This window comes from Caballeronia jiangsuensis (assembly GCF_046030135.1).
Classification (GTDB): Bacteria; Pseudomonadota; Gammaproteobacteria; order Burkholderiales; family Burkholderiaceae; genus Caballeronia; species Caballeronia jiangsuensis.
On record NZ_JAQQDB010000015.1, the window covers coordinates 90918 to 105010 of the forward strand.

15 protein-coding genes are annotated in these 14093 nt (G+C 64.5%); 1 reads left to right on the forward strand and 14 read right to left on the reverse strand.

Annotated elements, in window-relative coordinates; translation table 11 throughout:
* Nucleotides 1-16 precede the first annotated feature (16 nt).
* A complete protein-coding gene (locus PQR08_RS17740) occupies nucleotides 17-979 on the reverse strand; it encodes an NAD(P)H-dependent flavin oxidoreductase (RefSeq protein WP_187608759.1) in 963 nt (320 codons plus the stop codon).
* Nucleotides 980-1224: 245 nt separating this feature from the next.
* Between PQR08_RS17740 and PQR08_RS17745 the strand changes: the two genes are divergently transcribed.
* The gene (locus tag PQR08_RS17745) at nucleotides 1225-2115 is read left to right on the forward strand and encodes an alpha/beta fold hydrolase (RefSeq protein WP_408161951.1); all 891 of its coding nucleotides are present in this window, start codon (nucleotides 1225-1227) and stop codon (nucleotides 2113-2115) included.
* Nucleotides 2116-2292: 177 nt separating this feature from the next.
* Here the strand turns inward: PQR08_RS17745 and PQR08_RS17750 are convergent, their stop codons facing one another.
* The 13 genes from PQR08_RS17750 to PQR08_RS17810 form a co-directional block, all read right to left on the reverse strand.
* Nucleotides 2293-3204 carry an MBL fold metallo-hydrolase gene (locus PQR08_RS17750; RefSeq protein ID WP_408161953.1) on the reverse strand — a complete coding sequence of 304 codons (912 nt, stop codon included), beginning with the start codon at nucleotides 3202-3204 and terminating at the stop codon, nucleotides 2293-2295.
* Nucleotides 3201-3758 carry a DUF1289 domain-containing protein gene (locus tag PQR08_RS17755; protein WP_408162057.1) on the reverse strand — a complete coding sequence of 186 codons (558 nt, stop codon included), beginning with the start codon at nucleotides 3756-3758 and terminating at the stop codon, nucleotides 3201-3203. The genes PQR08_RS17750 and PQR08_RS17755 overlap by 4 nt, the downstream gene beginning before the upstream one ends.
* A gap of 35 nt (nucleotides 3759-3793) precedes the next feature.
* Nucleotides 3794-4291 carry a YbaK/EbsC family protein gene (locus PQR08_RS17760; RefSeq protein WP_238209523.1) on the reverse strand — a complete coding sequence of 166 codons (498 nt, stop codon included), beginning with the start codon at nucleotides 4289-4291 and terminating at the stop codon, nucleotides 3794-3796.
* A gap of 12 nt (nucleotides 4292-4303) precedes the next feature.
* Nucleotides 4304-5227 (reverse strand): hydroxymethylglutaryl-CoA lyase, encoded by a 924-nt coding sequence (locus tag PQR08_RS17765; protein ID WP_408161955.1) that lies wholly within the window; start codon nucleotides 5225-5227, stop codon nucleotides 4304-4306.
* A gap of 27 nt (nucleotides 5228-5254) precedes the next feature.
* A complete protein-coding gene (locus tag PQR08_RS17770; RefSeq protein WP_408161957.1) occupies nucleotides 5255-6196 on the reverse strand; it encodes a 2-hydroxyacid dehydrogenase in 942 nt (313 codons plus the stop codon).
* Complete coding sequence (bioB, locus tag PQR08_RS17775; protein WP_035497419.1) at nucleotides 6193-7242, reverse strand: biotin synthase BioB; 1050 nt, start codon at nucleotides 7240-7242, stop codon at nucleotides 6193-6195. Before bioB ends, PQR08_RS17770 begins: the two co-directional genes overlap by 4 nt.
* A gap of 4 nt (nucleotides 7243-7246) precedes the next feature.
* Complete coding sequence (gene bioD, locus PQR08_RS17780; RefSeq protein WP_408161959.1) at nucleotides 7247-7948, reverse strand: dethiobiotin synthase; 702 nt, start codon at nucleotides 7946-7948, stop codon at nucleotides 7247-7249.
* Entirely contained in the window at nucleotides 7945-9135 is a 1191-nt protein-coding gene (gene bioF, locus PQR08_RS17785; protein WP_408161961.1) for an 8-amino-7-oxononanoate synthase, read from the reverse strand. The genes bioD and bioF overlap by 4 nt, the downstream gene beginning before the upstream one ends.
* Nucleotides 9132-10439, reverse strand: coding sequence for an adenosylmethionine--8-amino-7-oxononanoate transaminase (locus tag PQR08_RS17790; RefSeq protein ID WP_408161962.1), 1308 nt, complete (start codon nucleotides 10437-10439; stop codon nucleotides 9132-9134). Before PQR08_RS17790 ends, bioF begins: the two co-directional genes overlap by 4 nt.
* Nucleotides 10440-10736: 297 nt before the next feature.
* A complete protein-coding gene (locus tag PQR08_RS17795) occupies nucleotides 10737-11993 on the reverse strand; it encodes a dienelactone hydrolase family protein (protein ID WP_408161964.1) in 1257 nt (418 codons plus the stop codon).
* A gap of 325 nt (nucleotides 11994-12318) precedes the next feature.
* Nucleotides 12319-12738 (reverse strand): YchJ family protein, encoded by a 420-nt coding sequence (locus PQR08_RS17800; RefSeq protein WP_408161966.1) that lies wholly within the window; start codon nucleotides 12736-12738, stop codon nucleotides 12319-12321.
* The gene (locus PQR08_RS17805) at nucleotides 12735-13343 is read right to left on the reverse strand and encodes a glutathione S-transferase family protein (RefSeq protein WP_408161968.1); all 609 of its coding nucleotides are present in this window, start codon (nucleotides 13341-13343) and stop codon (nucleotides 12735-12737) included. Before PQR08_RS17805 ends, PQR08_RS17800 begins: the two co-directional genes overlap by 4 nt.
* Before the next feature lie 13 nt (nucleotides 13344-13356).
* Nucleotides 13357-14034, reverse strand: coding sequence for an SDR family oxidoreductase (locus PQR08_RS17810; protein WP_187608745.1), 678 nt, complete (start codon nucleotides 14032-14034; stop codon nucleotides 13357-13359).
* Nucleotides 14035-14093: the final 59 nt, after the last annotated feature.

Genomic DNA, 14093 nt, shown 5'->3' on the forward strand with positions numbered 1-14093 from the left:
GGCTAGCGGAAAACGATCAGCCGATCGCGAGGCGCGTCTTCGCGTCGTCGTACTCGCGCTTCAGGCGCTGCACCAGCTCCGCGACGCTCGGCACGTCCTCCATCAGCCCGACGCCTTGCCCCGCGCCCCAGATTTCCTTCCATGCCTTCGCCTTGCTCGTGCCTTCGGCGAAATTCATCGCGTCCTTGTTGGACTCGGGCAGCGCGTCCGGGTCGAGCCCCGCATTGACGATGCTCTCGCGGATGTAATTACCGTGCACGCCGGTGAAGAGATTCGTGTAGATGATGTCGGCGGCTTTCGCATCGACGATCGCGCGCTTGTACCCCTCCAGCGCGTGCGCTTCCTTTGTCGCGATGAAGCGCGTGCCCATGTAGGCGAGGTCCGCGCCCATCGCCTGCGCGGCGAGAATCGAGCCGCCGTTCGCGATCGCGCCCGAGAGCACGATCGGACCGTCGAACATGCGCCGCACTTCGCCGACGAGCGCGAACGGCGAGGTCGTGCCCGCGTGGCCGCCCGCGCCCGCCGCGACGAGAATGAGACCGTCCACGCCCGCTTCGAGCGCTTTCTGCGCGTGTCGCAGATTGATGACGTCATGCAGCACGATCCCGCCATACGAGTGCACCGCGTCGATCATTTCTTTGACCGGCGCGCGCAGGCTCGTGATGAAAATCGGCACCTTGTGCTCGACGCACACGCGCACGTCCTGCTCCAACCGCGCATTCGACTGATGAACGATCTGATTGACCGCGATCGGTCCGATGACCGCTTCGGGATTTGCCGCCTTGTGCTCGGCGAGCGAGGCCTGAATCTGCGTGAGCCATTCGTCGAGCAATTCGGCGGGGCGGGCGTTCAGCGCCGGAAACGAGCCGACGATGCCCGCCTTGCATTGCGCAAGCACGAGTTCCGGATAACTGACGATGAACATCGGTGAACCGACGACGGGCAATGTGAGGTGCTGCAAGACGGCGGGCAGGGCCATGGCGCGAATCTCCTGAGTGTGTCCGGGCAGCATTGAAAGCATTCTACGAACTGGCGCTCGTTTTCGGGAAAGCATGCGCACCGGACAAGCGAACGATCGTTCGATTATACGCGTGACATCGTTCGCGACATATTCGCCATTTCCCGAGGAAGTCTTCGGTTTCCGCGTTTGCGGGCCCTCCGGCGCCTCAGCAACCGTGCCCCCGCGCCTACAATGATCCGCAACGCCACGAACAAGAAAACATCATGTCTTTCAAAGGCTACGAACCGTTTCGCGTCGATGCGGGGGGCGTCGAAATCGTTGGGATGAAAGGCGGTGACGGGCCGCCGCTGCTCCTCATGCACGGTCATCCGCAAACGCACGAGATCTGGCACAAGTGCGCCAGCGATCTCGCGAAGCACTTCACCGTGATCGCGACGGATTTGCGCGGCTACGGCGCGTCGGGGAAGCCGAAGAGCGACGCGCATCACACGCCCTACTCGAAGCGCGCGATGGCCGCCGATCAGGTCGCGGTGATGCGTCACTTCGGCTTCGAGCGCTTTCTCGTCTGCGCGCACGATCGCGGCGCGCGTGTCGCGCACCGTATGGCGATGGACTTTCCCGATGCCGTCGATCGTCTGATGCTGCTCGATATCGCGCCGACGCTCGCGATGTACGAAGCGACCGACCTCGCTTTCGCGACCGCGTACTTCCACTGGTTCTTCCTGATTCAGCCGTCGCCGTTGCCCGAGTTGCTCATCGGCGGCAATCCGAACGCGTATATCGATCGCGTGATGGGAAATCGCCATGCGGGACTTGCGCCGTTCGCGCCGCATGCCTTGCAGGCGTATCGCGACGCGCTCGCATCGCCCGGCGCGATCTTCGCGATGTGCGAGGACTATCGCGCATCGGCGAGCATCGATCTGGATCACGATCGCGCCGATCTCGAACGAGGATTGAAGCTCGCGTGTCCGCTGCGCGTGTTGTGGGGAAAAGAAGGCGTGATCGAACGATGCTTCGATGCGCTCGACGAATGGCGGCGCGTCGCGCGCGACGTGAGCGGCCGCGCGCTGCCGTGCGGGCACTACATACCCGAGGAACAGCCCGACATGCTGCTCGCGGAAATGCTCGCCTTCTTCCAGGCCGATGCGCCCTGAAACCCGCGCCGGCATTGGGTCTTACGCCGATTCAGGTGATCGTTAAAGTTTTGTAGGGAAAGCACCGATGCACGTGAAATAGTGGCGCGTTACGATACGTTGGACGTTGATCACGTCCATATGATTCTGCCGCTTGCCGTAGCTGACAAGCGGCTTTCTTTTGCGCGTCCGCTTTGATCAGGCCGCCGACACCATCGCGCCGTTCACATTCACCGAACCGCCGCGCGCCAGTTCCCCGATGATCGTCTCGATGAGCCTCCGACGCTCGTTCGCCGGCGCGAGCGCGTCTGCGGCGGCCCGCATTGCGCGGGCTTGCTCCGTCATCGCGAGCACGGTATCGATGGACATCGCGCGCACTTCCATCAGCTTGAAGACGATCAGCACCTTGAGCGCGTTCTTCGCGTTGCGCGCGGGATCGGCTTTCAGGTAATCGAGCCGCGACGAAGCGGTATCGAGCGCGCGCGTGACATCGCTGAACGGCGCGCCGTGGCCGGGAATCACGATATCGACGTCGAGCGTCGAGATCAGTTCGAGCACCGCGCGCTCTTCCGCGAAACCGCTGTCGCCTTCGAGCTCGGGAAAGATGACGCCGAAGCCGTTTTCCCATAACGCGTCGGCGCTGATGAGCACGCGCTTCTCTGGGCAATGCAGCATCAGCGAATGCGGATCGTGTCCCGGCGCGCCGAGCACGTGCCAGTTGAGGCCGCCGAGCGCGAGCGTCGCGCCGTTTTCGATCGTGCCCGTAAAGCCGAAACGCTCGCAGCGCTGGCCGGTTGCGCGGAACGTCAGCGCTTCTTCGTCCCACGCGCGCACGGCCTGCGCCTCGCTCGCGGGAATCAGCGTGCGGCACGCGTAGGTTTCCTGAAGCAGCGCGTTGCCGCCGCAATGATCCGAATGCAGATGCGTATTGACGATCAGATCGAGCGTGCGCGCGCCGAGCTTCTGCTTCACGAGCGCGAGCGTTTGCGGCGCGTGCGATGCATAGCCCGAATCGACGATCGCCGTGCCTTCCTCGCTCGTGAACAGCACATTGTTCGACGAGAGCCAGCCGCGCAGGAACACCGTCATGGATTCGGGAAGCGCCTTCACGCGCGCGGCTCCTTCGGCATCACGACGATGGTCGCCGTCGCCTTCATCACCGTCTCGCCGTGCTGATTGTGCGCGCCGCCTTCGAGCTTCACGAGATCGCCGCCGAGGCTCGCTTTCCACTTCGCTTCGGTGACGCGCCAGAACATCGTGAGCACGTCGTTCGCCTTCACCGCGCGCGTCAGCTTGATGCCGAACTCGAGGCCGAGCGGCTGCGCGTCGCGCGAGAAATGCGCGGCGAGCATCGCCATCAGATGCGCGCTCGGCTGCGTGCCGGATGCGATCAGCGAACCGAAGCGGCTCGCGCGCGCGTAGGCGTCGTCGTGATGCAGCGGATTGAGATCGTTGACGAGCGTCGCGAAGTGTTTGATCGAATCGGGCGGCAACGCGAGCGTCGCTTCGAACGATTCGCCGATCGTCACGACGCGCGCGCCCTGGCGGCGGCTTTCGACGCGCGCCAGCACGGCGCGCCTTTCGTCATCGTCGCAGGATGCCCACGCGGCTATCTCTTCGATGGTGCGCAGGCAACCGTCGCAGAAGCCGGTCTCCGGATTCATGCGGCAGACATCGACGCACGGCGACGCCATGCCGGTCATGACTCGGCCGTCTCACGCAAGGCGACATCGACGACCGGCGCGCCCGTCAGTTCGATCAGCTCCTGCGGCGACAAATTGAACACCGCGTGCGGATGTCCGGCCGCGGCCCAGAGACTGTCGAGCGCGAGCAGGTCTTCGTCGATCAGCGTGACCGGCTCGACCGCATGGCCGATCGGGCACACGCCGCCGATCGCATAGCCGGTCTTCTCGCGCACGAACTTCGCATCCGCGCGCGCCAGTGCGCCGACGCGCGCCGCGACCTTCGCTTCGTCGACGCGATTCGCGCCGCTCGCGATCACGAGCACGGGCGCATCGTCTTCGCGGCGGCGAAAGAGGATCGACTTGGCGATCTGCGCGACCGCGCAGCCGAGACCCGCCGCGGCTTCGGCCGAGGTCTTTCCGGTTTCGGGCAGCATCACGACGTCGTGCGGATGGCCGCGCTCTTTCAGCAAAAGCGCGACGCGGCGCGCGGAATCGGGTAAATGGTCGGTCATCGTGTTCCCTTTTCAGACGCAGGCAGCCGCGCCGTCGCGTTTCTTCGTGAAGATTGCCTTGCCCGCGCGCGACGAACTCGGCTTGCCGATCGCGCGCGAAATGAAATCGCCGATATCGACCAGTTGATCGAGATCGACGCCCGTCTCGATACCGAGCCCGTTCATCAGATAGACGACGTCTTCCGTCGCGACATTGCCCGTCGCGCCCTTGGCGTACGGACAGCCGCCGAGCCCCGCGACCGATGCGTGGAAGATCTCGATGCCTTCGAGCAGCGCCGCATAGATATTGCCGATGGCCTGTCCGTACGTGTCGTGAAAGTGCCCGGAAAGGCGCTCGCGCGGAAACACCTTCTGCGCCGCCGCGAGCACTTCGCGGGTGCGTTTGGGCGTGCCGACGCCGATCGTATCCGCGATGTCGATTTCATCGCAGCCGAGCGCCTTCATGCGCTCGACGACATCCACGACCGACTCGATGCTCACTTCGCCCTGATACGGGCAGCCGAGCGTGCACGAGATGCTGCCGCGCAGGCGCATGCCCGCGTCCTTCGCGGCTTTCGCGACCGGCTCGAAACGCGCGATGCTCTCCGCGATGCTGCAGTTGATGTTCTTCTGCGAGAACGCCTCGCTCGCCGCGCCGAAGATCACGATCTCGTCAGCCTTCGATTCGAGCGCGCCTTCGAAGCCGCGCATGTTCGGCGTCAGCACCGAGTAGATCGTGCCCGGACGGCGCTCGATGCCGGCCATCACGGCGGCGGCGTCGGCCATCTGCGGCACCCATTTGGGCGACACGAACGACGTCGATTCCACATTCACGATGCCCGAGCGCGCGAGCCGGTTCACGAGTTCGATCTTGGTTTCGGTCGGCACGAACTCCTTCTCGTTCTGCAGGCCGTCGCGCGGCCCGACTTCGACGATTTTCACTTTGGACGGAATCATGGCTGTCTCCCTTTATTTGCGATGCGTTCAGTATCCGCGCTTGAAATCGACGATGCCGCTGATCGGCTCGCCGCGCGCGAGCGCTTTGATCTTGCCGGCGATCTGCACGATGCTTTCGTCGCGCAGCGTTTCCGCCGAAATGTGCGGCGTCACCGACACGCGCGGATGCGTCCAGAACGGATGATCCTGCGGCAGCGGTTCCGTGTGGAAGACATCGAGCGTCGCGGCGGCGATCTGGCCGCTGTCGAGCGCGGCGAGCAGATCGGCATCGACGAGATGCGGCCCACGCGCGACGTTCACGAGATACCCGCCGCGCGCGAGCCTGCCGAACGTGCGCGCGTTCAGAATGCCTTCGGTGTCCGGCGTATGCGGCAACAGGTTGATGAGCACCTTCACGCCGTCGAGGAAAGTGTCGAAGCGTTCCGGACCCGCATGGACCTGCACGCCTTCGATCGTCTTCGGCGACCGGCTGTAACCGCGCACCGGCACGCCGAGTTTCAGCAGTCCCTTCGCGACTTCGCCGCCCAGCACGCCGAGCCCGAGCACGCCGACCGTGAACGACTCGCGCGCATGTTGCGGCAGCTTTTCCCAGCGGCCTTCGCGTTGCAGGGCGTCGTATTCGTCGAAGCGGCGCAGATAGCGCAGCACGCAGTAGGTCGCATACTCGACCATCTGCTGCGCCATGCCGGTATCTTCCAGACGCACGAGCTCCGCGTTCGGCGGCAGCGTGCCGGGTTCGTTGCGTTCTACTTCGAGAATCGCGTCGACGCCCGCGCCGAGATTGAACACGGCCTGCAGGTCGGGACGGTTCGCGAAGAGCTCGCGCGGCGCGCGCCAGACGATCGCGTAATCGGCGGGCGCGGTGTCGCCCGGCTCCCACACGCGCAGGTCGGCATCGGGCAACTCGCGTCGAAGGCCGCCGAGCCATGCATCGAGATCGGCGCCCTTTTCGTAGAAGATGATTTTCATGCGTGGCCGTGTCCGCACGAGCGCTCCGCGCTCTCGACGCCGACGTTCTGCGCCGATTCCGCCCGCATCCCGAGACGCTCGATCAGCTTGCGGTCCGCTTCGGCTTGCGGGTTGCTCGTCGTCAGAAGCTGGTCGCCGTAGAAGATCGAATTCGCGCCAGCGGCGAAGCACAGCGCCTGCAGCGCTTCGTCCATCTGCTCGCGGCCGGCGGACAGACGCACCATCGCTTTCGGCATCGTGATGCGCGCGACCGCGATCGTGCGCACGAACTCGAACGGATCGAGCGCCTCGACGCCGGTGAGCGGCGTGCCCGCGACCTGCACGAGATTGTTGATCGGCACCGATTCCGGATACGGCTCCATGTTCGCGAGCTGCGAGATCAGCCCGGCGCGCTCGCGCCGCGATTCGCCCATGCCGACGATCCCGCCGCAGCACACGTTGATGCCCGCATCGCGCACGTGTTCGAGCGTGTCGAGACGATCCTGATACGTGCGCGTCGAGATGATCTGGCCGTAGAACTCGGGCGATGTATCGAGATTGTGGTTGTAGTAATCGAGACCGGCGTCGCGCAGTCCTTGCGCCTGATGCGCCTCCAGCATGCCGAGCGTCACGCAGGTTTCGAGGCCCATCGCCTTGACGCCGCGGATCATGTCCTTGATCGGCTCAAGATGACGATCCTTCGGATTGCGCCACGCCGCGCCCATGCAGAAGCGCGTCGCGCCGTTGGACTTGGCCGTTTCGGCGGCCTTCAGGACTTCGTCGACGTCCATCAGTTTTTCGGCCTTGAGGCCGGTGTCGTGATGCACCGACTGCGGACAGTACGCGCAGTCTTCCTCGCAGCCGCCCGTCTTGATCGAGAGCAGCGTGGAAAGCTGCACCGCGTTCGGATCGAAATTTTCGCGATGCACGGTCTGCGCGCGATAAAGCAGATCGTTGAACGGCAGGTCGTACAGCGCGACGACATCGGCGACGCGCCAGCGCTGCATCGGTTGCGGCGTGGTCGTGGTGGTCGTGGAAGTGGTCTCTGCGGCGGTTTGCTGTGTCATGAGGTCAATCCTTTCGATGAAGCTGGTCTGTCAGAAGGCCGATGTCGAGCGAATCGGCGGCGCGCCGTGCGTCGTTCGGCGCGAGATGCGGAATCACGCCGATGAGCGGCGCGTCGATGCGTTGCCTGAGCGTTGCGATATTTTCGTCCGGATACAGCATGTTCGGGTCGACGCGATTCGCGACCCAGCCCGCGAGCTTCAGTCCGCGCGACGCGATGGCTTCCACGGTCAAAAGCGCGTGACTGATGCAGCCGAGCCGAATGCCGACGACGAGCACCACCGGCAGATTCAGCGCGAGCGCGAGATCTGCGGTGTCGTGCGTGTCGTCGAGCGGCACGCGAAAGCCGCCGACGCCTTCCACCACGACGATATCCGCTTTCGTCATCGCATGGCGATGCGCGTCGACGATGCGCCCGATATCCAGCGCGATGCCTTCACGCGCGGCGGCGATATGCGGCGCGATCGGCTCGCGCATCATGAACGGCGTGCGGATGTCGTTCGGCAGCGCGACGTTCGCGGCGGCGTCGAGCTGGTCGGCGTCTTCGTTGTGCAGTACGCCGTCGCGCTCGATGGCGCCCGACGCGATCGGTTTCATCGCGGCGGCGCGCCAGCCTGCGCGCGCGAAGCCGTGCAGCAGCGCGGCGGAGACGAAGGTTTTGCCGATTTCCGTATCGGTTCCGGCGACGAATAACGATAAAGCAGTCATAGCGTGTTTAAGGCGTGATCGAGGCGCGCGAGATCGTCTTCGCTGTGCGCGGCGGAAAGCGAAATGCGCAGGCGCGACGTGCCTTGCGGAACGGTCGGCGGTCGAATCGCGGGCACCCAGAGGCCGTGCTTGTCGAGCGCGGCGGCGATGTCCAGCGTTTCGTCGTTGCCGCCGATCACGAGCGGCTGCACGGCGGTGTGTGAATCGACGGGCATCCAGCGCGTGCGTTTGAGCATCGCGCGCGTCGTCTCGATAAGCGATGCGAGATGCGCGCGTCTTTGATCGCCCTCGTCGCCGCCGATGACTTTCACGCTCGCCGACACCGCATGCGCGACGGCCGGCGGCGACGCCGTCGTGAAGATATACGGACGCGCGCGCTGCACGAGCCATTCGACGACGGTTTCATCCGCCGCGACGAACGCGCCCGCGACGCCCGCCGCCTTGCCGAGCGTGCCGACATAGACGAGATGCGGCGAGCGCAGCGCGTAAGCGGCGAGTGCGCCGCGCCCTTGCGGACCGAGCACGCCGAAGCCGTGCGCATCGTCGACGACGAGCCACGCGCCGTACTTTTCCGCGAGCGCGACGAGACGCGCGAGCGGCGCGATATCGCCGTCCATGCTGAACACGGTGTCGGTGACGATGAGCTTCGTCGCCGCTTCGTCGCGCGAGGCGTCGAGCATCGCGTCGAGCGCTTCCATGTCGGCGTGCGGATAAATCTGCGTCTGCGCGCGGGAAAGCCTCACGCCGTCGATCAGCGATGCGTGGTTCAGCGCGTCGGAGAACACGATCGTGCCGCGCCCGGCCAGCGCGGTCACCACCGCGAGGTTCGCCATGTAGCCGGTGCTGAAGTAGAGCGCGCGCGGGTTGTCGACGAAACCGCCCGAGAACGCGGCGAGATCGTCTTCCAGTTGCGCGTGCGCGCGCGAATGGCCGCCGAGCAGATGCGAGCCGCCGCTGCCCGCGCCGTACAGCGACGCGCCTTCCGCGAGCGCCGCGCGGATCGCTTCGTGCGCGGCGAGGCCGAGATAATCGTTGCTCGCGAAGCCGATGATCTCGCGGCCATCGACCGTCATGTGCGCGGAGCACGCGCTGTCGATCGTCTTGCGGCGGCGTCGCAGGCCGCGCGCGTCGATATCGGCGAGACCTTGCTTCAGCGTTTCATACAGCGCTTGCGATGTGTTCGTCATGCGGCGTCTCCGCGAAGCGTGGCGTCGAGCGTGTCGCGCGTGCGTTGCGCGAGGAGCAGGAGTTCGTCGTCGGAGAGGATGTACGGCGGCATCATGTAGACCGTCGTGCCGATGGGGCGCATCAGCAGTTCGCGTTTCAACGCGTTGGCGAAGAAGCGGCGCGAGAACGTCTTGTCGTCGATATCGACATCGAACGCGAAGATCGTGCCGCGCTGGCGCAGATTGCGCACGCGCTCATGTTCGAGAAGCGGCTGCAACGCTTCGTGCAGCAACGCGGACTTGCGCCGGTTTTCCGCCAGCACGTTCGCGCGCTCGAACAGATCGAGCGTCGCCAGCGCGGCGCGGCACGCGAGCGGGTTGCCCGTGTACGAATGCGAATGCAGAAAGGCGCGGGTGATGTCGTCGTCGTAGAAGGCGGCGTAGATGTCGTCGCGCGTGAGGACGATCGAAAGCGGCAGGTAGCCGCCGCTGATGCCCTTCGACAGGCAGATGAAATCCGGCCAGATGGCCGCCTGCTCGCACGCGAAAAAAGTGCCGGTGCGCCCGCAGCCGACCGCGATTTCATCGGCGATCAGATGCACGCCGAATTCGTCGCACAACGCGCGCAATTGCGCGAGATACGACGCGTCGTACATCGCCATGCCGGCCGCGCATTGCACGAGCGGCTCGACGATGACCGCCGCGAGTGTCGACGCACGTTGCGCGAAAAGCGCGCGCATCGCAGCGATGGCTTCGTCGACGCCGACCGCCGCCGGCGACGCGACCACATGCGCATGACGAATCAGCGGATCGTATGCGTCCTTGAAAATGGCGACGTCGGTGACGCCGAGCGCGCCGATCGTTTCGCCGTGATAGCTGTTCGCGAGGCACGCGAACTCGCGCTTCTCGCTTTTGTCCCGATTGCGCCAGTAGTGGAAGCTCATCTTCAGCGCGATCTCGACCGCCGACGCGCCGTCGGACGCGAAGAACGCATGTCCGAGCGTGCGGCCGGTGAGCGCGGAAAGACGCTCGGCCAGTTCCACGGCGGGCGCGTGCGTGCAGCCCGCGAGCATCGCATGTTCGAGCGTGTCGAGCTGATCCTTCAGCGCCTGGTTGATGTCGTCGTTCGCGTGACCGAAGAGATTCACCCACCACGAGCTGATTGCATCGAGATAGCGGTTGCCCTGCGGATCGTAGAGCCACGCGCCCTTGCCGCGCGCGATCGGCACGAGCGGCACGCGCTCGTGATGTTTCATCTGGGTGCACGGATGCCACACGGCGGAAAGCGAGCGGGCAACCCAGTCCTGATTGGCTTCTGTGTTCAAAAACGGCTCCCAGGCCCGCGCGCGCGGTGCGGACCGGATACGTCGGGCAAGCGCCTGGACGCTTGCGTTGCTGGGGAAACTGCGCGATTCAATTATCGCTAAAAGATAGCCAACCTTCCGTAATCGGAAGGTTTTTTGGCCATGCGCGCGCGCCCAACGGAAATGCGAAAACGCGCTATCGCGCGCAACTTCGTTCATTTCGAAGCGTTGTCGACGTTTTGGCGCGGAAGATGCGGGTTCGACAAAAGCGAACGCCGGCGCGAAGGCCGGCGTTCGAACAAAGCGGGAAGGGCGGGTTCAGCGCGATGCAGTCTGCGTTTCGGCCGTCTGATCGTTCCAGACGACGCGATTGTTCACCGCATAGAGTCTGCACGGATCGGCGCTCTGCTTCTGGCAGCTCGCGATGGCGACGGCCATCGGATCGTCGCCGCCTTCGGCCCACGACCACGCGCCGGAATCCGACACGGCGAACGCGCGGCTCGAATACTGCGAGAGGAAGTTGCGATATCCGGCGCGGCCGGTTTCATCGACGTACGGCACGGCCTGAACCGAATCGAGATCCGCGAAGTTGGTCGCCTTCGGCATGTCCGGCTCGGAAACCTGATACTGCACGGCGGTGGGCATGCCGATCTGCGCGAGGAACGCCTTCACGCGCGGCCACCAGATCTGCACGCCGTCGCGATCGCCGACGAGACGATGCGCGTCGTTCTTGTAGGTGCCGAAATCGACCATGTTCGCGCGCGCGCCGTGCGACGTGAAGGCGGTGTACATCTGCACGGAAAGGTCGCCTTGCCAGACCGAATCGTTGTCGCCGTAAAGCCACAGCGACGGCAGGCGCACGTTCTGGCCGTACTCGCCGAACGCGCTGACGAGATTCTTCTGCCAGCCCGTGCATTCGTCCTGGCGCAGGCCGCCCGAGAAATTGATGAGGCCGCGCACGCCGGGCGCCGCGACGGCATCGCGCGCGCCGTAGGCGATGGTCGTCAGGCCGCCATGCGACGTGCCCGCGACGACGATACGCGTCTTGTCGATATACGACTGCTCGCTCATGTACGCGACGGTCGCCGCGACGTCCTGCGCCTGTGCGAAGCCGTTCGCCTCGACGTCGCAGCCGTGGCCGGCGTATTCGCCGCCCGAGCCCGCGAAGCCGCGGCGATTCGGCACGACGACGACATAGCCATGGCGCACGAATTCACGCGCGAGCGCGACCGGACGATTGCGGGGTTGCGCGTGCGAATCGCCGGGCAGCTTGCCGTGATTGAAGACGATCATCGGGAACGGGCCGGCGCCGTCCGGCTTGAACACGGTCGTTTCGAGCGCGATGTCGGCTTCGGGAATTTCGATGACGGCTTCGTTCAGACCATTCGAGACGGCGGGCAGTCCGGCGTCGAGTGAATCGGGAATGCGGGAAAGCGGCTGGCCGAATGCGGGCGCCTGGAGACCTTCGGATTGACGGACGCCGCCGATCGGTTCGGCGCGCACGGCGGACGTGACGAGTGACGTCGCGAGCGCGCACACCATGCTGCATCCGACCAACCAGGTTCTGATCGCCATCCGTGAACTCCGACTGCGCTTCCGATAAACGTTGATACGGCGTGCCCAACGCTTTTTGAAGTCACAAACCTACCGCGCTGCTCGTGATGAGCAGTATCGACTGCGGGTTCCGGGAGTCATGCCAGGAACAGGCATGACAATTGGCTTCAAAACGAGGCTTCGCTGCGAGTGCCCGGGCACGGAGATGACTGCGCCCTGACGTGAACAGAGATTAACCGTTCAAAATTGCACTGCACAATAAGTGCTACCCCGTAACTGTTTAATCTGAAAGGAAATTCTTAGGAAATTAATACCGTGCGTTACCTCATATTTCTTAAAGACATATTTACTTTTCTTTTATCTGACCATCGACGTAAATCCAGTTTCCGTCGCTGTTGCGCGTGAAGCGGCTGGCTTCGTGCAGCCGGTGCGCGCGCCCGTCCACCTTGTAGCGCGCGACGAACTCCACTTCTTCGTGATCGGCGTCGATCGGCGTGTGACGTTTGATCTGCAGGCCGAGCCAGCGCGTGCCGCTGTCGGATGCGTCGAGATCGGGCGGGCAGGTGAATTCGGCCCATGTCGCACGAAGATAGGCCGTGTCGCCGAGCACGTACGCGGTGTAGCGCGAACGCATCAGTTCCATCGCGTTGGCGGGCTTTTCGCCGCTGTCGATGAAACGCCCGCAACACGCTTCGTAGCGCGGCGCGCGTCCATTCGGACGCTGATCGGGCGCGGCGCCGCCGCAGGGACAATCCACCGGCTTCATTGATCGACGCCCGGCATCTCGACGTGCCGCGGCTGGCTGCGCACACGTTCGAGCCACGCGCGGATCGCCGGATAGCGCGACAGGTCCACGTTCGCTTCATCGGCGACGTGCGTGTAGGCATAAAGCGCGATATCTGCGACGCTGTAGCGCTCGCCAGCGAAATACGCGCGCGTGGCGAGATGCTGCTCCATCACGTCGAGCGCGCGATAGGAACCGGCGATTTTCTCGGGAAGGCGAGCATCGCCGAGATTCTTCTGAAACTGCAGGATGAAGCGCGCCACGGCGACAAACGGCTCGTGGCTGTACTGCTCGAAGAACATCCATTGCAGCGCTTGCGCGCGTTCGAGGCGATCGGTCGGCATCAGCGGCGTGCCATCGGCGAGATAGCAGAGGATCGCGCCGGATTCGGAGAGCGTGGTGTTTTCGTCGATGACGAGCACCGGCACCTTGCCGTTCGGATTGAGCCGCTTGAACTCGTCGGTGCGGGTCGCGCCATGCATCATGTCGACTTCATGCCACACGTAAGGCAGGCCGAGTTGTTCGAGGACGAGGCGAACCTTGTAGCAGTTGCCCGATGCGGAAACGCCGTGTACCTGATAAGTCACATTCCCTCCGGTTTCACCATTCGAGCTTCGTGCCGTCGTACTGCACGAAGGTTCCGTTGAACGCGTCGCGCATCGCGCCCGCTTCGGCGATCACCGCGCGCATGCCCGACACGCTGTGCGCGACGTCGATCGCCGCCGACGGTCCGCCCATCTCCGTGCGCACCCAGCCCGGATGCAGCGCGATGCACGCCGAATGACGCGATTCCAGCGACGCCACCTTCAACGCGGAATTGAGCGCGGCCTTGCTTGCGCGATACAGCCAGCCGGTCGTGCCGCTCGTCTCGCCGATGCTGCCCATCTTGCTCGACACGACCGCGAACACGCCGTTCGCGGCATCGGTGAGCGGCAGCAGCACGGGAATCAGTTGCATCGGGCCGCGCACGTTGGTGTGCATCACCTGATCGAAATCGTCTGCGCCGATGGTTTCGACGCCTTCCGTGCGCGGACCGTACACGCCCGACACGACGATCGCCACATCCAGCTTTTCCTCGTCCAGTTGCCACTCGAGCGCAGCGATCTGCTCGGGTTGCGTGACGTCGAGCGGAAAGGTTTGCGCGCCCATCGCGTCGAGCGCGGAGAGCGAGGATTTGTCGCGGGCCGTGGCGAGCACGCGCCAGCCATCGCGACAATATTCGCGCGCGAATTCGTGGCCGAGGCCGCGCGACGCGCCGACGATCAATACCGTTTTCATGACCGACATGTTCCTTGTGTGGACGACCTTGCGACTATAGCGCGCGACCCGCTGTCGCT